The sequence below is a fragment of the Lentzea tibetensis genome, assembly GCF_007845675.1.
Taxonomy (GTDB): Bacteria; Actinomycetota; Actinomycetes; order Mycobacteriales; family Pseudonocardiaceae; genus Lentzea; species Lentzea tibetensis.
Genome location: NZ_VOBR01000022.1, coordinates 131,874 through 150,065, shown reverse-complemented (window position 1 = coordinate 150,065; position 18,192 = coordinate 131,874). Strand labels below are relative to the sequence as shown.

The window sequence follows — 18,192 nt, the reverse complement described above, 5'->3', positions numbered from 1 at the left end:
GGCTTGACCATCCATAGGAGCATCTTGGGGCCCCTCGCGGCGTGGTGGGGCCGGCTCCGCCGGCAGGAAGAGCACCTGCCGGCCCGATAGGGGTACCACGCCGCACCCCAAGTCAAGGCCCAATCGCCAGGTGCCCACCACCCCGCTCACTGCGGACACGCACACTCCTTGCCTGATCACACCGGCCCACCTGCCGCCGGGCCCGCCTTCCGCAACCACACCAGCCCGCCTGCCGTCGGACTCGCCTTCCGTAGGTGCACCGACCCGCTTGCCGTCGGGCCCGCCTTCTGTCGGCACACCGACCGCCCGCCGCCGGGCCAGCCAGCCCGGCCCACCCGCCGCTGGGCCGCCTTCCGCCCGATACGACACACCCCTGCCCTGCCGGGCCGCCGCTCGCGGCCGCGAGCGCGCTCACGCGGGCGTCCCCCGCACCCGAGAACCCCCCGAACCGATGCTCCCAGCCAACACCGACAATCCCCCGCCCCCACAGGCAAGTCAGCCACAAACCAGGGGTGCGACAGCCCGCAACATCTGCGGCGCGCCGTGATCCCCCGGCGAGCGAAGCGACGCCAACACACCCGGCGACCCACCACGAAACCCGCAGAAACCAAGAGAGCACCGATCAAACCGGCAGGCACCAAGCGAGCCCGACGAAACCGGCGCGAACCAAGCGAGCACCGCCAAAACCGGCGCGTACCAAGAGAAAAGAGCGCCCGCCGCACCAGCAACCCCCGCACTGCGGAACGGGCGCGGCCCCCGAGCCCAAACCGGCAGCCAAATAATCCCAAGCATCCGGACGGCCAGGGCGGGGAGGGTCTCGCTGATCAGGCGCAGCCTTGCCACATCGAAAATGCCCTGTCAAGGCAGCTTTTCCGCCTTGACAGGGCATTTTCGATGTGGCGACCTCTGGTGATCAGCGAGCCCCTCCCCGCCCACCACCAAAACCCAAGACCACGAAAACCAAGACCTAGCGGGACGGGTCCAGCAGCAGCTTGCCCTGCGTACGCCGCGACCGCAGATCCTCGTGAGCCTGCCGAATCTCACCCATCCCGTACTCGCCACCGGGAATGGCCTTGACCTTCCCCTCCAGCACGAGCTGGAACAACTCAGCCATGGCCCGATGCGCCAACGTCCCGTGCGCGGCATCCCGAACACGCAGAGCGTGCGGCAGCCACATACCGGCGACGGTGGTGGAGTGCGACAAGAGGTTGCCGAGCTCGATCGCCTTGGGCCGCTCCCGGGAAGCCATGCCGTAGAACGCGAGCCGCCCGAACGGAGCCAAGGCAACGATCGACTGGTCGGTGGTGGCGCCACCGGTCATGTCGAGCACGATGTCGACGCGCCGCCCGCCGTTGGCCTCGATCAGGTCGGCCGTCATGTCCGTGGACCGCGAGTCGATGGCGACGTCCGCACCCAGGTCGAGCGCGAGCTTGCGCTTGTCGTCCGACGACGCGGTCGCGATGACGCGCCCGGCACCCCAGAGCTTGGCCAGCTGCACCGCGATCGTGCCCACGCCACCGGCGGCGGCGTGCACGACGACGGACTCGCCTGCCTCGAGGTGTGCGGACTTGCGCAGCAGCAGCCAGGCGGTGGCACCCTGCACGATCAGCGACAACGCGGTGAGGTCGTCGACGCCCTCCGGCACGTCGAAGGTGGTCAGCGTGGGCGCGACGGCCTTCTCCGCGTAGCCACCGGTACCGGGGGTGAGCGCGACGACGCGACGACCGTCGGCGGTGGTGCCGACGACCTCGCCGCCGGGCACGAGGGGCACGGTGTACGAGGACAGGTAGCTGTTCTCGGCCTGGTGGGTGTCGGCGTAGTTGAGCCCCGCCCGGCTGACGTCGATCAGGACCTCGCCGGGACCCGGAACGGGGTCCGGGAGCTCCACCTGCTGGAGGACCTCGGGTCCACCGAACTCGGTGATCTGGATGGCACGCACAGCTCAGCTCTCCTTGGCGAGGGTGATGGGGTCTTTGGTGGCGGCGGCGATGCGGGAGCCGTCCTCCGCGCGCGGGCCCGGCGGGTTGCGGAAGCCGAAGGGCTCGGACGGGCGGCCCGCCTGCACGAACCAGGCCTCGCCGGTGCCACCCGAGTCCACGATGGACTCGAACGCGTCGACCACCTTCGAGACGGGCAGGATCGGCATGCCCACCTCCTCCAGGGTCGACTTGATGGGGGTGATGATGTTGGTGTCGGCGAACGCCGGGCACAGGGCGTTGACGAGGATGTTGTCGTCCTTCAGTGCACCACCGAGTGCGCGGACCAGCCCGACGACAGCCGCCTTGTTGGCGCCGTAGACCGGGTCTCCCGGCGTCGGCATGAGGCCCGCCATCGACGCGGTGGCGACGATGTGGCCACCACCCCGCGCGCGAAGAGCGCCGAGTGCCGCCTGCGCGCCGTACGCGACGCCGTCGAGGTTGATGCCCATCGCGCGGCGGTACAGCTCGACGGAGAACTCCTCGCCGAAGTACGTGTTGGTGGCGACGCCCGCGTTGAGGAACACGATGTCCAGGCCACCGCAGGTGTCCACGGCGACGGCGACGGCGTCGACGTTGTCCTCGAAGCGGGTGACGTCGCAGCGCACGAACGTGCCGTCGATCTCGTCGGCGACGGCCTTGCCCTGCGCATCATCGACGTCCGCGACGACGACGCGCGCGCCACCCGCGGCGAGCCGACGGGCGACCGCGGCGCCGATGCCGTTCGAGCCGCCGGTGATGAGCGCGACCTTGCCTGTGTAGTCCACGGGCGCATGCCTCCTCGAGCGTGACATTCCGACCAGTCGGTATGGTGCTGGGCACACAGCTCGACGTCAAGCTGGCGCAGCTCCACCACTGCAAGGTACGTTACTAAGCGCTTGCTTAGCCCGCATCCAGAGGAGGGTCCCCGTGGCCGACAGGGTTGCCATCGTCACCGGTGCCGCGCGCGGCATCGGCGCTGCCGTCGCCCAGCGACTGGCCGCCGACGGTTTCGCCGTCGCACTGCTCGATCTCGACGAGCAGGCCGTGCGCGACGGTGCCGAGAAGATCGTCGCGGGTGGTGGCAAGGCGTTCGCCGCCAAGCTCGACGTGAGCGACGAAGCGCAGGTCAACGAGGTCGTGGCCCGCGTGGCCGACGAGCTCGGCGCGCCGACGGTCCTCGTCAACAACGCGGGCATCCTGCGCGACAACCTGCTGTTCAAGATGACCGCCGACGACTGGGACGCGGTCATCAACGTGCACCTGCGCGGCGCGTTCCTGATGAGCAAGGCCGTGCAGGCGTACCAGACCAAGGAGGGCTGGGGCCGCGTCGTCAACCTCTCCAGCACGTCCGCGCTGGGCAACCGCGGCCAGGCGAACTACTCCGCCGCGAAGGCCGGTCTTCAGGGCTTCACCAAGACCCTGGCGATCGAGCTCGGCAAGTTCGGCGTCACGGTCAACGCGATCGCTCCCGGCTTCATCGCCACCGAGATGACCGCCGCCACCGCCGCGCGCATGGGCGTCGACTTCGAGGACCTGAAGAAGGGTGCCGCGCAGACCATCCCGGTGCAGCGCGTCGGCACGCCCGACGACATCGCGCACACCACCTCGTTCCTGGTGAGCGAGGGCGCCGGCTTCGTGTCCGGCCAGGTCATCTACGTCGCCGGCGGACCGAAGGACTGATGATGCGCGTCTTCGAGAACATCGACGAGCTCGTCGCGGCCAAGGGCGAGCACCTCGGGCACGGCGAGTGGCACCAGGTCACCCAGGAGCAGGTCAACCTGTTCGCCGACGCGACGCTGGACCACCAGTGGATCCACATCGACGTCGAGAAGGCCAAGAAGGGCCCCTTCGGCGGCCCGGTGGCGCACGGGTACCTCACCATCTCGCTGGTGCCGTACCTGGTGAAGGACATCTACACCGTCAAGAACATCAAGATGGGCGTGAACTACGGGTCCAACAAGGTCCGTTTCCCGCAGCCCGTCCTGGTCGGCTCGCGGGTGCGCGCCGGTGTCGAGCTCACCGAGATCTCCGACATCGCGCTGGGCAAGCAGCTCGTGACCAAGGTCGTGGTGGAGATCGAGGGCAGCGAGAAGCCCGCGTGCGTCGCGGAGATCGTCTCGGTGATCGTTCCGTAGTCTGGAACGGTGCTGATCGGGGAGTTGGCGGATCTGGCGGGCACCACGGTGCGCGCCATCCGCCACTACCACGCGGAAGGCCTGCTCCCCGAACCGATCCGCGACTCGCTCGGCTACCGCCGCTACGGCATGGCCGACCTCACGCGGCTCGTCCGCATCCGGCAGCTCCGCGACGCAGGACTGCCGGTGGACCGCATCCCGGCCGCTCTCTCCGGTGACCTCACCGCGCACCTCGACGCGTTCGACGCGGAACTCGCCGAGCAGGAACGCGCGATAGCGTTGCAGCGCAAGCGGATCGCCGAGCTGCGCGGGTCCACTGTGGAACTGCCGGAACGCGTCGTGGGCCTATACGACCACCTGGCCGCGAACGGCGTGCGCGCCGACCTCATCGAGCTGGACCGCCAGGCGTGGCAGCTCGTCGCCACGACCGCACCGGGCCTGCTGGCGGAGTTCGACCGCATGCTCGCCGCGCCACAGGCCCGAGAACAGTGGCTGGACCTGGCACTCCAGCTCCAGGACGGCACCGGCGACCCGGCCGAGCTGGCGGGCAGGCTCACCGCGCTGCTCCCGAAGTTCCCCGAGGCCGACGACCTCCCACCGGCCGTGCGCAAGCTGATCGCGACCTTCCTCGACCCGTTCAACCAGGTGCAGCACGAGGTCACCACCCGCGTCACCGGCGTCGACCTGCCCTGAAACCCTTGCCCTGACGCAGCGTCAGGCCTCCACGCTCGGCGGCATGGAGATCCCCTACGCCGCCGACCTCAAGTTCGTGAACCGGTTCCTCATCGCGGCCTCAGCGGCCGACCTGGTGGCCGCCGAGCTGCTGGTGCCGTGGCCGACCACCCGATGGATCCTGCTCGTGCTCGGCGTGCTGAGCCTGGTCTGGGTGCTCGCCTACGCGCGCTCGCTCACCGCGAACCCGCACACCCTCGACGACGAGGAGCTGCGGCTGCGGTTCTCGTGGTCCACCGACATCCCGATCCCCCGCCACCGGATCAAGTCCGTGCGCGCGGAGTGGAGCGGCAGCCACGGCCGCACCGTCGAGTTCGCGGACGACACGCTGTCGATCACCGCGGCCAGCACCACGAGCGTGCACCTGACGCTGACCGAACCGACCGAGATCCAGGGCCACACCGTCAGGTTCGTGCGATTCCACGCCGACGAACCCGCGAAAGCCGTTCAGGCCTTCGTGACGGAGGCGAGCAGCAGGTCCGCGTAGTAGTCCGCCAGCTGGCGCGCGGACACCGGCCCGTCGGTGCGGTACCAGGTGCCCAGGTGGTGCACGCTGCCGAAGAAGTAGTGCGTGGTCAGGTCGGCGGGCACGTCCGCGCGGAACACGCCGGCGGACTGGCCTTCCTCGATCAGCGACCGGAACTTCTCGTGGTAGCGGCGGCGTTCCGCGCGCACCTCGCGGCGGGTCTCCTCGGCGAGGCTGTCGATCGAGCGGAAGAACACCTTGGCGGCGTCGAAGTTCTCGACGGAGGTGACGATCACGTCGGTCGCGGCGGCGTGCAGCCGGTCGGCGATCGGCGCCGAGTCGGCCGACACCTTCTCCAGCCGCTCCGTCTGCATCCGCAGCACCCTGCCGTAGATCTCGTGCAGCAGGTCGTCCTTCGACCCGAAGTAGTGGTACATCGCACCCTTGGTCACACCGGCGCTCTGCACGATCTCCTGCACGGCGACGCGGTCGAAACCCTTGTCTGCGAAGAGGCGGGTCGCGGCGTCGATCAGCCTTTCCGGAACGGTCACGTCCGGAGCGTACAGACCAGTTCCGCGAAAAGTCCGGCGATGTTCCACGCGTCGTCGTGTCCGCGGTGGTGCGTCCCGTCCAGCGGACGCCCCGCGATCTTCAGCGCCTCGCTCATGCCGACCTCGCGCGGCAACGCGCGCACGAGCGCGAAGAGCGTCTTCACGTTGACGTGCCGCGGCCCGAACGGGTACCGCACGCCCTCGGCGGCGCACTGGCGTTCGAACTGCTTGCGGTCGTAGTCGCCGTACGACGCCCACACCCGCCTGTCAGCGCGGAACTCGCGGCGCAGCAACGCACACGCCTCGGCGAAGGTCACGCCATCGGCGACCTGCGCGGCGGTCAGCGTCGTCAGCTCCGTGCAAAAGGGACTGACCTCGGAGTGCCGCGGCCGCACGAGGATGCTGCGCCGCTCACCCCGTTCGCCGGTCGCGACGTCCACCGGGCACACGCCGATCTCGATGATCTCGTTGCGCTGCCCCGGAGGCGGCGCTGTCTCCCAGCAGGTCGCCTCGACGTCGACGACCAGCACCTGGTCCAGTTGAATCACGGGACGATCGTCCCCCACCCGTCTACTGGAATATGACGACCGGCAGCACGACGATCTCCCCGGTGGCCGCGTTCCACGACTGGACCTTGCCGATGCACCGCGCGTTGAACAGGCCGCCGGGAACCCTGGTGTCCCGCAGGCCCTTGTCGTCGCACTCGACGCGCACCCGCTGCTCACCGATCGGCGCCAGCAGCACGACGCTGTCGCCGGTCCGTTCGGAGAGCTCGAACCTGCCGTCGAGCGACACGTAGTCGCGGATGTCGGACAGCCGCGCCGGTCTCGCCCGCCGCCACGCCGTGTCCGCGCGGATGGACCGCTTCGTCAGGTCGGCGTGCACGACGCCGTTCGCGGACTGCAACCCGGCCAGCACCACGCCGATGACGTCGATCTCGGTCGCCGGCTTCTCGTAGGTGTTCGTGGTCTGCCGCTGCACCGACCCGCCCGCGCCGATCCCGAACTCGGACGGGCCGACCTGCAGCCTGCCGTCCTTGGTCACGGTGATCTGCTCGACGAACTGCCGGGTGACCGCGTCGTCGTACCGCCCGACCTTGCACAGGTTGATCACGCGTTCGCCGTGCACGTAGAACAGCAGGCCCGGCACGTCCTGCTCCGGCTCACCCCGGCCGCGCCACAACGCCATGCCCCGCACGACCACCATGGCGGCGACGGCCACGACCGCGGCGACCGTCAGCACCCAGATGACGAGCCACGGCCACGTGACGGACCACCAGAGTCCTCTATCGACATCCACGGATCTCCCTCACCGCCTCCAGCAACGACTTCGCCGTCGCGTCGACGAGCCGGCCACCGCTCGCCTGCGCCAGCCGGTCGAGGTCCGCGGGATCCGCCTCACCGAACCGGATCGGGTACACGGGCACCTCACCGCGTCCGACCCGGAAGAACTCGTTCGCGGTCAGGCCCGCGTTGTTCTCCCCGTCCGTCATGAGCACGACCGTCGCCTCACCCCGCACCAGCCGCAGCGCGTGGTCCACCGCCGACCAGATCGCGGTGTGGTCCTGCAGGTCGTCGGACGCGACGACGGCCAGCAACGCGTCGAGGTCACCCCGGCCGGACACCGTCACCGACCGCTCCTCCAGCACCCGGCCTGCGAACCGCACGATCGTGACCGTCTCACCGACGTGGAAGCGGTCGAACCCGTTCAGCGCCGCGAAGGCCTCGCGCAACCGGGAGACCCGCTCACCGCGCATGGAGGTCGAGTAGTCGAGCACGAACACCACCTGGCGCCCGGTGCCCGCCCGGTCGTAGAACGCCAGCAGCCGGTCGATCACCTCCTGGCTGTCCGGGAAGTACAGCGCGTTCCCCATCGGCAGAGCCAGCTTCTCGGCGCGCTGCAGGGCCGGGTCGACGGGCCGCCGCCACGTGCGTTCCATGATCGAACGCTGTGCTCCCGGCGAGCGCACCCACCCGACCACCCGGTCGTAGGCCGCGCGCTTGTCGGGTCTGATCAGGGTGAGGGGGTAGTCCGACAGGACGATCCCGTCGCGCGGATAGACGACCTCGAGCGGTTGCGAGAGCTTCCCGGAAGCGTTGAGCGCCAGCACTTCCGACTCGTGCGCGACGATGGCGTCCACTTCGGACTGCCTGCGCACGAACTCCCCTGTCACGTCTGGGGAGTCGAACGCGCGGCCGGCGAGGAACCCCTGGATGCGGTCGCAGCTGACGTCCTCGGTCCGCAGCGCGGACCCGGTGCCCGCCGCGGCGGTGGCGACCCCGATGAGCGCGGCCAGCCCGCCACCGGACACCCTCGGGTCGGCCATGCCGAAGCGCAGCTCACCCAGCGCGGCGCGGTCGGCGATGTCCGCCCACGTCGGCCGCTCGCCGAGCTGCTTGCCCGGCTTCACGCCGAGCACGACCGGCGACAGCATCGTGGTCGCCGACAACGGCGGCTCACCGCCGCGCAGCTCGAGGAACCTGTTGGTGGACAACCAGGTCAGGTCGTACCCGCCGGCCTGCCCGCTCGCCTCGATCGTGCCCTTGTACTCCATCGCCAGCTCGACACCGGTGTCCCGCTTCAGGTCCGCGAGCACCGGACCGAGGTCGGCGAGCTCGGAGCTGGCCAGCACGGTCAGCCGCACCGGCTCGGGCGTGCTGGCCGTGCACGCGGCCATCAGGAGCACGAGCACCGCGACCGCGGCCCTCACCGGCAGCCACCGACTTCCTTGCGCATCAGGTCGAACAGCGGCCCGTCCGGCAGGTACGCGACCATGTCGCCGAAACCGGTGCGCGGCACGGAGAGCCCGCGTCCGCTGACGAACGCGGCGAAGTCCTCCTCCGGCCCGCCTCCCGCACCGAGCAGGTGGAACCCCAGCTCCACCGCGCGCTTGCGCAACGCCGCGTCGTGCATCAGCAGGTCGCCGATCCGGTCACCGGCCGCGCCGAACGAGATCAGCTCGGGCGCGCTCTGGTGCTGCGCCTTCGGGTAGAGCAGCACGCGGTCGCGGTCCGGCCGGGCCTGCCCGGTCTGGTAGGCGATGAACTGGTGCTCGTAGATGACGGCGACGGGTGCGAACGTGCGTCCCTCCGGCGAGAAGTACTTCGGCGCCATGTCCTCGAGGTGCTGGCCCTCGACGTCGAAGTACGGCTTGATCCGCCGCGCCAGCTCGGCGGCGGCGTCCTCGGTGCGCGGGGTGTCGCTCTCGCTCGCGAACGCCACGAAGCCGACGTAGACCGCACCCGAGTAGGTGCGGCAGGGATCGGGGGTCTGCGCGATGATCCGGTTCCCGTTGTCCAGGCCGAAGTCGCTCCACAGCTTCCGCTGGTCGATCAACCCGATCAGCTCGCCGACCGAGAGGTCGTAGTACAGGTCCCCGCCGGCCTGCCGCTCCGCGACACCGGCGCGCACGAGCGCGTCCGCGTAGTTGCGGTAGGTGGCCAGCACGACCGGGCTGAAGAACGGCCGGTACGGGACCGCGTGCTTGCCGGTGCGCCGCTTCTTGACCTGCTCGTTGGCCGCCTGACCGGACGGGAACACGAAGTCGTACGAGTCCAGGTCCTCCTTCGCCGCCAGGTCGAACGACCCGACCGGCGTGACGTGCACCTGCAGGCCCTTGGCCATCAGGATGCGCTCGACCTGCTCGTCCTGGAAGAACTCGCGCTTGGAGGCCAGCATCGCGCGCACCACGGTGATCTGCTGGAAGGGCCCCGTGAGGTGGCCGGCGACCAGCAGCGTGACGATGCCCGCGACCGCGAGTGCGGTGGTCGGGAGGAACAGCCGGAGGAATCTCAGCACCGGGTCGACGACTCTGAACTCCGGTTCGTCCACGACTCCCCCAGACACGCCGAACGGCCACCCCTGGACCAATTGAACGTCGCAGGGGCGGCCGCTGGCACTCCGCCGATCAGATCATTCGGCGCCAATCAGACGATCACGGCACCGCCGTCGACCACGAGGGTCTCTCCGGTGACGTAGCCGCCCGCGGGTGAGGCGAGGAAGACCACCGCCGCTGCCAACTCCTCCGGGTCACCCACCCTGCCCATCGGCAGAAGACTCACGTACTTCTCCAGGTACCCCGGCGGGTACTGGTCGGTCATCTCGGACGCGAAGAAGCCCGGCGCGATGGCGTTGACGCGGATGTTCTTGCGTCCGGTCCACTGCGCCGCCAGGTCGCGGGTCAGGCCCAGCAGGCCGGCCTTCGACGCCGAGTACGCGGCCTGCGGGATGCCACCGGTCACGATGCCGAGCACGCTCGAGACGTTGATGATCGAGCCGCCCTCGGTCATCACCGCGGCCGCGGCCTGCGCCATCCAGTACGCGCCGTTGAGGTTCACGTCCATCACGCCGAGGAACTGCTCCGGCGTCTCCCGCGAGGCGGGGACGGCCGAGGCGACACCGGCGTTGTTCACCAGTACGGCGACCGTGCCGAACGCGGCGGCCTGTGCGGCGACCTCACGGCAGTCGTCAGGCTGCGAGACGTCGGCCTGCACGACGAGCGCGCGCCGTCCGGCCGCCTCGACGAGCTGCGCCGTGTCCTTCAGCTTGTCCGCGCGGCGCGCGGCGAGCACGACGTCCGCGCCCGCCTCCGCGAGGCCCTTCGCGAACGCCACACCGAGACCGGAGGACGCGCCGGTGACGATCGCGACCTTCCCGTCGAGCCGGAACCTGTCGAGGATGCCCACTACGAAAGCCTTTCCAGAATGATGGCCATGCCCTGGCCGCCGCCGACGCACATGGTCTCGAGACCGAACTGCGCGTCGCGTGCCTGCATGCCGTTGATCAGCGTGGTCATGATGCGGGCACCGGTCGAGCCGAACGGGTGGCCGAGCGCGATGGCACCACCGTGCACGTTCAGCTTCTCCATGTCGATGCCCAGCTCGCGCTGGCTGCCGAGCACCTGGACGGCGAACGCCTCGTTGATCTCGACCAGGTCGATGTCCGAGATGGACAGACCGGCGTGGCCGAGCGCCTGCTTCGTCGCGTCGACCGGGCCGAGGCCCATGATCTCCGGCGACAGGCCCGAGACACCCGTGGACACGATGCGCGCCAACGGGGTCAGGCCCAGCTCGCGAGCCCGCACGTCACTCATGATCACGACAGCGGCCGCGCCGTCGTTGAGCGGGCAGCAGTTGCCCGCGGTGATCGTGCCGTCCGGGCGGAACGACGGCTTCAGACCGGCCACGGCCTCGTAGGTGACGCCTGCGCGCGGGCCGTCGTCGGTCGACACGACGCGGCCGTCGGGCAGCGTGACCGGGGTGATCTCGCGCTCGAAGAACCCGTTCGCGATCGACTTCTCCGCGAGGTTCTGCGACCGCACGCCGAACTCGTCCTGGTCGTGCCGCGAGATGCCGTGCAGGTTCGCGACGTTCTCCGCGGTCTGGCCCATCGCGATGTAGTAGTCCGGCAGCTTGCCGTCGATGCGCGGGTCGGTCCACGGCGTGTTCGACTCGGCCGTGGTCTGCGTGCGGGCGCGGGCCTCGTCGAACAGCGGGTTCTCGTTGGGCGTGCCGGTGTGCATGTAGCGGGACACGCACTCGACGCCCGCGCTGATGAACGCGTGGCCCTCGCCCGCCTTGATGGCGTGGAAGGCCATCCGCGCGGTCTGCACGGACGACGCGCAGAACCGGTTGACCGTCGTACCGGGCAGCGTGTCGAACCCGAGCTGCACGGCGACGCGGCGCGCGATGTTCTGGCCGTGCTGGTCCTGCGGCTCGGCGCAGCCGAGGTGCAGGTCGGTGATGTCCTGCGGGGACAGGCCGGGGACCTTGTCCAGCGCGGCCTTGACGATCTGCGCGGCCAGGTCGTCCGGGCGCAGGTCGACGAGCGAGCCCTTGCGCGCGCGACCGATCGGTGACCTCGCGGTGGAAACGATGACTGCTTCAGGCATGTGACTGTCTCCTAGAGGCCGAGGTCGCGGCCGATGAGTTCCTTCATGATCTCGTTGGAGCCCGCCCAGATCTTCGTGACGCGGGCGTCCATCCACGCGCGGGCGACGCGGTACTCGGTCATGTAGCCGTAGCCGCCGTGCAGCTGCACGCAGGCGTCGATGACCTCGTTCTCGACATCGGCGCTCCAGTACTTCGCCTGCGCCGCCTCGACCGCGGTCAGCTGCCCGTTGACGTGCTGCAGCGTCAGGTTGTCGATGAAGGCCTGCGTGACGTCGATCTTGGTCCGCAGCTCGGCGAGCAGGAACTTGTTGTGCTGGAACTTGCCGATCGCCTGGCCGAAGGCCTTGCGCTCCTTCACGTACTCCAGCGTCTCGTCGAAGACGCCGACGGCGTGCGCCAGGTTGGAGATCGCGCCGCCGATCCGCTCCTGCGGCAGGCGCTCCATCATGTAGATGAAGCCCTGGCCCTCCTCGCCGATGACGTGCTCGGCGGACAGGCGGACGTCGGAGAAGAACAGCTCGGCCGTGTCGGACGGGTGCTGCCCGACCTTGTCGAGCTTGCGGCCGCGCTCGAAGCCGGGCATCCCGGTCTCGACGGCGAACAGCGTGATGCCGCGCGCGCCCTTCGCCGGGTCGGTGCGCGCCGCGACGACGATCATGTCGGCGGTGTAGCCGTTGGTGATGAACGTCTTGGAGCCGTTGAGGATCCAGTCGGACCCGTCCTTGACGGCGTTGGTCTTCAGCGCGGCGAGGTCGGAACCACCCGACGGCTCGGTCATCGCGATACCGGTCTTGATCTCACCGGTGCACATGCCGGGCAGCCAGCGCTGCTTCTGCTCCTCGGTGCACAGGTCGACGAGGTAGGGCGCGACGACGTCGCCGTGGATGCCGAGGCTCGACGCGACGGCGGCGTTGACGTGGCACAGCTCCTCGGCGAACACGGTGTTGAACCGGTAGTCGCCTGCCTCGCTGCCGCCGTACTGCTCCGGCACCTCGAGTCCGAGCAGCCCCTGACGACCGGCTTCCAGCCACACGTCCCGGTCGATCTCACGCTGCTCGATGAACTTCTCGACGTTCGGCCGGATGGTCCTCTCGACGAACTGCTTCGCCGTCTCCCGGAACGCGTGGTGATCCTCGTTGAACAACGTGCGCTGCACGGGTCCTCCTCCGAACGGGTCGAGCACATACTAAGCGGTTGCTTAGATCCTAAGCGCCCGCTTAGCGTGCAGTACGATTCGGGGCCTGTCAACAAGGAGGACCGGGATGACCGCGCAACAGGTGTCCGGGCAGCACGAGGCCGAGCTGCTGGACGAGATGTGGCGACACGTCACCCCGGACGCGGCACGCCGCATGCTCATCGCGGCGGCCCACGCGTTCGCCGACAAGGGCTACCACGCCACCACCACGCGCGACATCGCGTCGCTGGCCGGGATGAGCCCCGCGGCCGTCTACATCCACTACCGCTCGAAAGAAGACCTGCTCTTCCAGATCAGCAAGATCGGCCACGAGCTGTCGCTGAGCGTGCTGTCCGACGTGCCGGGCAAGGACCCGGTCGAACGCCTCAGCAACGCGGTGTCTTCCTTCGCGCGCTGGCACGCGGAGTACCACACGACCGCGCGCGTGGTGCAGTACGAGCTGGGCGCCCTGTCGCCCGAGCACCACGCGACCGTCGTGGAGCTGCGCAGGGGCATCGAGGGCCGGATGCGCTCGATCATCGCCGAGGGCGTCGAGGCAGGCCTGTTCGACGCGCCCGACCTGCGCGGGGCGACGCTGGCCGTGCTGTCGCTGTGCATCGACGTGGCCCGGTGGTACCAGCCGACCGGCAAGCGGACGCCGGAGCAGATCGGCGCGTTGTACGCGGACCTGGTCCGGCGGATGCTGATGAGCTAGCCGAGCAAGTCACGCGTGTGACTGGCGCTGCAGCTGTTGCCGGCCCACCCGGCGAGTTTCGGAGCGCTTGACCGCTTCCCGGGACCGGGCGCACTCGACCGAGGTGGAGTCGACCACCAGGTCGTGTCGGTCCACAGGCCGGCGTCCGCGGCGAACATGCCGTGCTTCGCGCGGCATCCGCATTCGAACGGGCCCTGACGCCATGAGGGGAGCTTTGCCAGCGCTGAACGCTGGCAAAGCTCCCCTCATGGCACTCGAGCTAACGGACGGACTTGCGGCCGTAGACGCCGGCGACCACGGACACACCGACCGCGGCGATCACGACCTGGAAGACGAGCTCGATCCAGTCGATGCCCGCCGTGTCGGCGACGCCGAACGCCCGCGCCACGAACGTGCCGAGGAACGCCGCGGCGATGCCGACGATCAGGGTCAGCCAGATCGGGATTGCCTGTTTGCCGGGGGCCACCAGCTTGCCGAGCACGCCGATGATGAGACCGATGATCAGTGCGCCGAGGATGCTCTCGATGGACACGACTGCCTCCCTTGATGGGACGGGGCGTCAGTCTCCGAAGAAGTCGCCAATCTCGTCGAAGACCTCGCCCATAATCATCCCACCTGCGACGCCAGCCGCACCTGCAGCGGCGATCCCGGCGATTCCCATGCCGTGACCGTGGACCCCGTGACCGCCGTGCCCACCGTGCATGCCGTGGCCGCCACGGCCGCTGATCTGCGACATCCAGTTGTTGATGATGCCGGCCCAGTCCGAGCCCATCGCCTGTTCGTGTGACATGTGGAAGTGCCCGAAAGAGTCACCGCCGGCACGGAACATGCCGCCGCGCTTGTCGGCCTCGAGGATCGTGTAGAGCGCCTGCGGGGTCGCGACGAAGGTCAGCTCGACCTGGTTGACGCGGCCCATGAACTGCTGCGGCGGGTAGAACTCGATCTCCTGGTAGAACGGCAGCTGCTGCGGCACGCCGTGCAGCCTGCCCTGCTCGTTGTCGGCCTTCGTGAAGCGGAAGCCGAGCTGGGCGAACGCCTGCAGGACGCGCTCCTGCGACGGCAGCGCGTGCACCCACACCGGGTCCAGGTCGCCGGGGTCGACGGCGCCGCGGACCTCGAGCTCGGTGCGCAGGCCCATCTGCATGCCGGCGAGCTGGGTGCCCATCACGACGTTGAGCGGCGTCTCCAGCGGAACCGGGAACTGGAAGGGCAGCGCCAGCCGCTGGCCGGGCGCGACCTGGACGCGCTGGGCGACGGCGACCTTGGCGAACTCGCGGTTGGTGTTGTACTCGTTGTCGCCGCTCTCGACCTCGACCTTGGTCATCAGCGAGAGCGTGACGTGGTCGATGTCGGCGGGGTGGTCGCCACCCGCGATGCGGACCTCGCCGGTGAGCAGCTCACCGGGACGGACGTTGGGGTTCGTCAGCACTGTGTCCACCGTCGGCCCGCCCACGCCGAACGCGCGCAACATCCTCTTGAACACCACGGTGGCCTCCATAGCCATTGCTGGTTTGCGGTGAAGTGTCCCATTGACGCCTCACCGGGTGGATCGGTTCCGTCTGGACGAACGTCAACCTGAGATGCGAGCATGCGACGGCCGTCACATACTAAGCGGTCGCTCAGGAGGAAGATTTTCGTGCTTCTCGTCGCCAACCGGGGTGAGGTCGCCGTCCGCGTGCTGCGCGCGGCCGCCGACCTCGGTATCCGCACCACGGCGGTGTACTCGGAGGACGACGCCGACTCGTTACACGTCCGGATGGCCGACCACGCGGTGCGGCTGACGGGTCACGGCCCGCTGCCCTATCTCGACGTCGACCAGCTCGTCCGAGCCGCCGACGGCTGCGTGGCCGTGCACCCCGGCTGGGGGTTCCTGTCCGAGAACGCCTCCTTCGCCCGCGCGTGCGCCGCAGCGGGGCTGACTTTCGTCGGTCCGCGGCCCGAGGTGCTCGACCTGCTCGGCGACAAACGCCGGGCGCGCGAGCTGGCCGGGTCGCTCGGTGTGCCAACGCTCGACGATCTTGGAACGTTCCCGGTGATGGTGAAGGCCGTCTCCGGTGGCGGCGGCAAGGGCATGCGCGAGGTGCACCGGGCCGAGGACCTCGACGAGGCCATCGCCCGCTGCCGCGCCGAAGCGCTGGCCGCGTTCGGCAACGACGACGTCTACCTCGAACGGCTGCTCACGCCCGCGCGGCACGTCGAGGTGCAGCTCGTCGGCACGACCGTGCTCGGCGACCGCGACTGCAGCCTCCAAAGAGGACACCAGAAGCTCGTCGAGATCGCGCCCGCGCCGCTGCTCGAACCGTCGCTGCGCAAGGCGCTGCACGAGGCCGCGTCCGCGATCGCCCGCGCCGTCGACTACACCGGCGTCGGCACCGTCGAGTTCCTCGTCTCCGGAGACGACTTCGCGTTCCTCGAGGTCAACCCGCGGCTCCAGGTCGAGCACACGGTCACCGAGCAGGTCACCGGTGTCGACCTGGTCCGCACCCAGCTGCTGCTGGCGTGGGGCGGCGACGTCGACCTGACGCCCGCCGACCGGGGCAGCGCGGTGCAGGTCCGGATCAACCAGACCGGCGGCGGCACGCTCACCGCGTTCCAGCCGCCGACCGGCCCCGGCATCCGCGTCGACACGCACGCCTACCCCGGCTACCGCGTCGGCACCCGGTTCGACGCGCTGCTCGCGAAGCTCGTCGTGCAGGGCGACGACCTGGACATGGCACTGGGCCGGGCCCGGCGTGCGCTCGCCGAGTTCCACGTGGACGGTGTGCCGACGAACATCGAGTTCCTGCGCGGGCTGCTGGCGCAGGACATCATCGGCGCGCACACCGGGTTCATCACCGACGAGCCCACCTCCGGCTCACGGGCGCCACTGTCCGGCACGGTCGTCGCGATCGAGCCCGGCGCCGTGGTGCTGGAAGCCATGAAGATGCAGCACGTCGTGCGGGTCAGCGGGACCGTGCTGGTGTCGGTCGGCGACACGGTCGCCGAGGGCCAGGCGCTGGCCGACGGGGACGCTGGGGCCGCTGCCGACGAAGAGGTCGCCGTCGACCTCGACCACGTTCGCCCCGACCTCGCCGAAGTGCTGGCCCGGCACGACTTCTCCCGGCCGGGGATGGAGGAGAAGCGGCACGCGTCCGGCGGCCGGACCGCGCGCGAGAACATCGCGGACCTGTGCGAGGACTTCGTCGAGTACGGCGGCCTCGCCATCGCCGCGCAACGTCAGCGCCGCTCGCTGGAAGACCTGATCGAGCGCACGCCCGCGGACGGCATGGTCGCCGGCATCGGCCGGGTCAACGGCCGGCGGTGCGTCGCGATGTCCTACGACTACGCGGTGCTCGCCGGGACGCAGGGCGTGCGCAACCACGCCAAGAAGGACCGCCTGTTCGCGCTGGCGGCGCAGGAGCAGCTGCCGGTCGTGCTGTTCGCCGAGGGCGGCGGCGGACGGCCGGGCGACAGCGACCACAGCATGGTCAGCGGGCTGGACTGCGGATCGTTCCACGCGTTCGCCCAGCTGAGCGGGCTCGTGCCGCTGGTGGGCGTGGTCGCGGGCCGGTGCTTCGCCGGCAACGCGGTGCTGCTCGGCACGTGCGACGTGATCATCGCGGTCGAGGGCGCGAACATCGGCATGGGCGGGCCCGCCATGATCGAGGGCGGCGGGCTGGGCGTGTTCCGGCCGGAGGACGTCGGCCCGCTCGACGTGCAGGTGCCCAACGGCGTGGTGGACGTCGCGGTCGCTTCCGAGGAGGAAGCCGTTGCCGTGGCGCGCAAGTACCTTGCGTACTTCCAAGGGTCCACTTCGGACTGGGAGTGCGCGGACCAGCGCCGGTTGCGGCACGCGATTCCCGAGAACCGCCTGCGCGCCTACAACATCCGCGCCTTGATCGAAACGTTGGCGGACACGGACTCCGTGCTGGAGCTGCGCAGCGGGTTCGGGCGCGGCATCGTGACGGCGCTGGTGCGGGTCGAGGGCAGGCCGATCGGGCTGATCGCGAACGACCCGGCCGTGCTGGGCGGCGCGATCGACGCCGACGCGGCGGACAAGGCGGCGCGGTTCCTGCAGCTGTGCGACGCGTTCGACCTGCCGGTGGTGTCGTTGTGCGACACGCCGGGGTTCATGGTCGGGCCGGACGCGGAGCGCACGGCCACCGTGCGGCACCTGACGCGCATGGTCGTGACGGGCGCGAACATCGACGTGCCGTTCGGGCTCGTGGTGCTGCGCAAGGCGTACGGGCTCGGCGCGCAGGCGATGGCGGCGGGTTCGTTGAAGGTGCCGCAGTTCGCGATCTCATGGCCGACGGGTGAGTTCGGGCCGATGGGGCTGGAGGGGGCGGTACGTCTCGGGTACCGCAGGGAGCTGGACGCGATCGCCGATCCGGGGGAACGGCAGGCACGCTTCGACCAGATGGTCGCGGCGGCGTACGAACACGGCAAGGCGCTCAACGTCGCGTCGGTCTTCGAGATCGACGACGTCGTGGATCCGGCGGACACGCGCCGCTGGATCTCGACCGCGCTTGCTCCCACTACTTCCCGTTCCGGGAAGAAACGCCCGTTCATCGACACCTGGTGAGGTTTT

18 protein-coding genes are annotated in these 18,192 nt (G+C 69.7%); 6 read left to right on the top strand and 12 right to left on the bottom strand.

Going from position 1 to position 18,192, the window contains the following annotated elements:
- Nucleotides 1–967 precede the first annotated feature (967 nt).
- A complete protein-coding gene (locus tag FKR81_RS29945; protein ID WP_146356898.1) occupies nt 968–1,939 on the bottom strand; it encodes a quinone oxidoreductase family protein in 972 nt (323 codons plus the stop codon).
- A 3-nt stretch (nt 1,940–1,942) separates the two neighbouring features.
- Entirely contained in the window at nt 1,943–2,743 is an 801-nt protein-coding gene (locus FKR81_RS29940) for an SDR family oxidoreductase (RefSeq protein WP_235921846.1), read from the bottom strand.
- Nucleotides 2,744–2,885: 142 nt separating this feature from the next.
- Between FKR81_RS29940 and fabG the strand changes: the two genes are divergently transcribed.
- Genes fabG through FKR81_RS29920 form a run of 4 tightly spaced genes read left to right on the top strand, consistent with a single transcriptional unit; the run spans nt 2,886 to nt 5,312 of the window.
- Nucleotides 2,886–3,638, top strand: coding sequence for a 3-oxoacyl-ACP reductase FabG (gene fabG / locus FKR81_RS29935; RefSeq protein WP_146356894.1), 753 nt, complete (start codon nt 2,886–2,888; stop codon nt 3,636–3,638).
- A gap of 2 nt (nt 3,639–3,640) precedes the next feature.
- Nucleotides 3,641–4,093, top strand: coding sequence for a MaoC family dehydratase (locus tag FKR81_RS29930; RefSeq protein ID WP_146356892.1), 453 nt, complete (start codon nt 3,641–3,643; stop codon nt 4,091–4,093).
- Between the two features lie 9 nt (nt 4,094–4,102).
- Nucleotides 4,103–4,786: a helix-turn-helix domain-containing protein gene (locus tag FKR81_RS29925; RefSeq protein WP_146356890.1), complete on the top strand. Its 684-nt coding sequence runs from the start codon at nt 4,103–4,105 to the stop codon at nt 4,784–4,786.
- Nucleotides 4,787–4,829: 43 nt separating this feature from the next.
- Entirely contained in the window at nt 4,830–5,312 is a 483-nt protein-coding gene (locus FKR81_RS29920; RefSeq protein WP_146356888.1) for a hypothetical protein, read from the top strand.
- On the opposite strand, the gene FKR81_RS29915 is transcribed toward FKR81_RS29920, so the two are convergent.
- The 8 genes from FKR81_RS29915 to FKR81_RS29880 all read right to left on the bottom strand — a co-directional run bounded on the left by FKR81_RS29915 (nt 5,273) and on the right by FKR81_RS29880 (nt 12,889).
- The gene (locus FKR81_RS29915) at nt 5,273–5,842 is read right to left on the bottom strand and encodes a TetR/AcrR family transcriptional regulator (RefSeq protein WP_235921845.1); all 570 of its coding nucleotides are present in this window, start codon (nt 5,840–5,842) and stop codon (nt 5,273–5,275) included. The two genes, FKR81_RS29920 and FKR81_RS29915, sit on opposite strands and share 40 nt — an antisense overlap.
- The gene (locus tag FKR81_RS29910) at nt 5,839–6,390 is read right to left on the bottom strand and encodes a 3'-5' exonuclease (RefSeq protein ID WP_146356886.1); all 552 of its coding nucleotides are present in this window, start codon (nt 6,388–6,390) and stop codon (nt 5,839–5,841) included. The genes FKR81_RS29915 and FKR81_RS29910 overlap by 4 nt, the downstream gene beginning before the upstream one ends.
- 22 nt (nt 6,391–6,412) lie before the next feature.
- Complete coding sequence (locus FKR81_RS29905; RefSeq protein ID WP_146356884.1) at nt 6,413–7,141, bottom strand: hypothetical protein; 729 nt, start codon at nt 7,139–7,141, stop codon at nt 6,413–6,415.
- Complete coding sequence (locus tag FKR81_RS29900; protein WP_235921844.1) at nt 7,128–8,552, bottom strand: vWA domain-containing protein; 1,425 nt, start codon at nt 8,550–8,552, stop codon at nt 7,128–7,130. Before FKR81_RS29900 ends, FKR81_RS29905 begins: the two co-directional genes overlap by 14 nt.
- A complete protein-coding gene (locus tag FKR81_RS29895; protein WP_146356882.1) occupies nt 8,549–9,673 on the bottom strand; it encodes a hypothetical protein in 1,125 nt (374 codons plus the stop codon). The genes FKR81_RS29900 and FKR81_RS29895 overlap by 4 nt, the downstream gene beginning before the upstream one ends.
- Nucleotides 9,674–9,768: 95 nt before the next feature.
- Nucleotides 9,769–10,527, bottom strand: coding sequence for an SDR family NAD(P)-dependent oxidoreductase (locus FKR81_RS29890; RefSeq protein WP_146356880.1), 759 nt, complete (start codon nt 10,525–10,527; stop codon nt 9,769–9,771).
- The gene (locus FKR81_RS29885) at nt 10,527–11,732 is read right to left on the bottom strand and encodes an acetyl-CoA C-acetyltransferase (protein ID WP_146356878.1); all 1,206 of its coding nucleotides are present in this window, start codon (nt 11,730–11,732) and stop codon (nt 10,527–10,529) included. Before FKR81_RS29885 ends, FKR81_RS29890 begins: the two co-directional genes overlap by 1 nt.
- 11 nt (nt 11,733–11,743) lie before the next feature.
- Nucleotides 11,744–12,889, bottom strand: coding sequence for an acyl-CoA dehydrogenase family protein (locus FKR81_RS29880; protein ID WP_146356876.1), 1,146 nt, complete (start codon nt 12,887–12,889; stop codon nt 11,744–11,746).
- Nucleotides 12,890–12,995: 106 nt separating this feature from the next.
- On the opposite strand from FKR81_RS29880, the gene FKR81_RS29875 reads away from it, so the two are divergent.
- Nucleotides 12,996–13,622, top strand: a complete 627-nt coding sequence (locus tag FKR81_RS29875; protein WP_222598441.1) for a TetR/AcrR family transcriptional regulator — start codon at nt 12,996–12,998, stop codon at nt 13,620–13,622.
- 259 nt (nt 13,623–13,881) lie between these two features.
- Here FKR81_RS29875 and FKR81_RS29870 read toward each other — a convergent pair whose 3' ends face one another.
- Nucleotides 13,882–14,154: a GlsB/YeaQ/YmgE family stress response membrane protein gene (locus tag FKR81_RS29870; RefSeq protein ID WP_146356874.1), complete on the bottom strand. Its 273-nt coding sequence runs from the start codon at nt 14,152–14,154 to the stop codon at nt 13,882–13,884.
- Between the two features lie 27 nt (nt 14,155–14,181).
- On the bottom strand, nt 14,182–15,105 hold the full coding sequence (locus FKR81_RS29865) for a sporulation protein (protein ID WP_146356918.1): 924 nt from the start codon (nt 15,103–15,105) through the stop codon (nt 14,182–14,184).
- 153 nt (nt 15,106–15,258) lie between these two features.
- Between FKR81_RS29865 and FKR81_RS29860 the strand changes: the two genes are divergently transcribed.
- Nucleotides 15,259–18,186: a carboxyl transferase domain-containing protein gene (locus FKR81_RS29860; protein ID WP_456319422.1), complete on the top strand. Its 2,928-nt coding sequence runs from the start codon at nt 15,259–15,261 to the stop codon at nt 18,184–18,186.
- Nucleotides 18,187–18,192 lie beyond the last annotated feature (6 nt).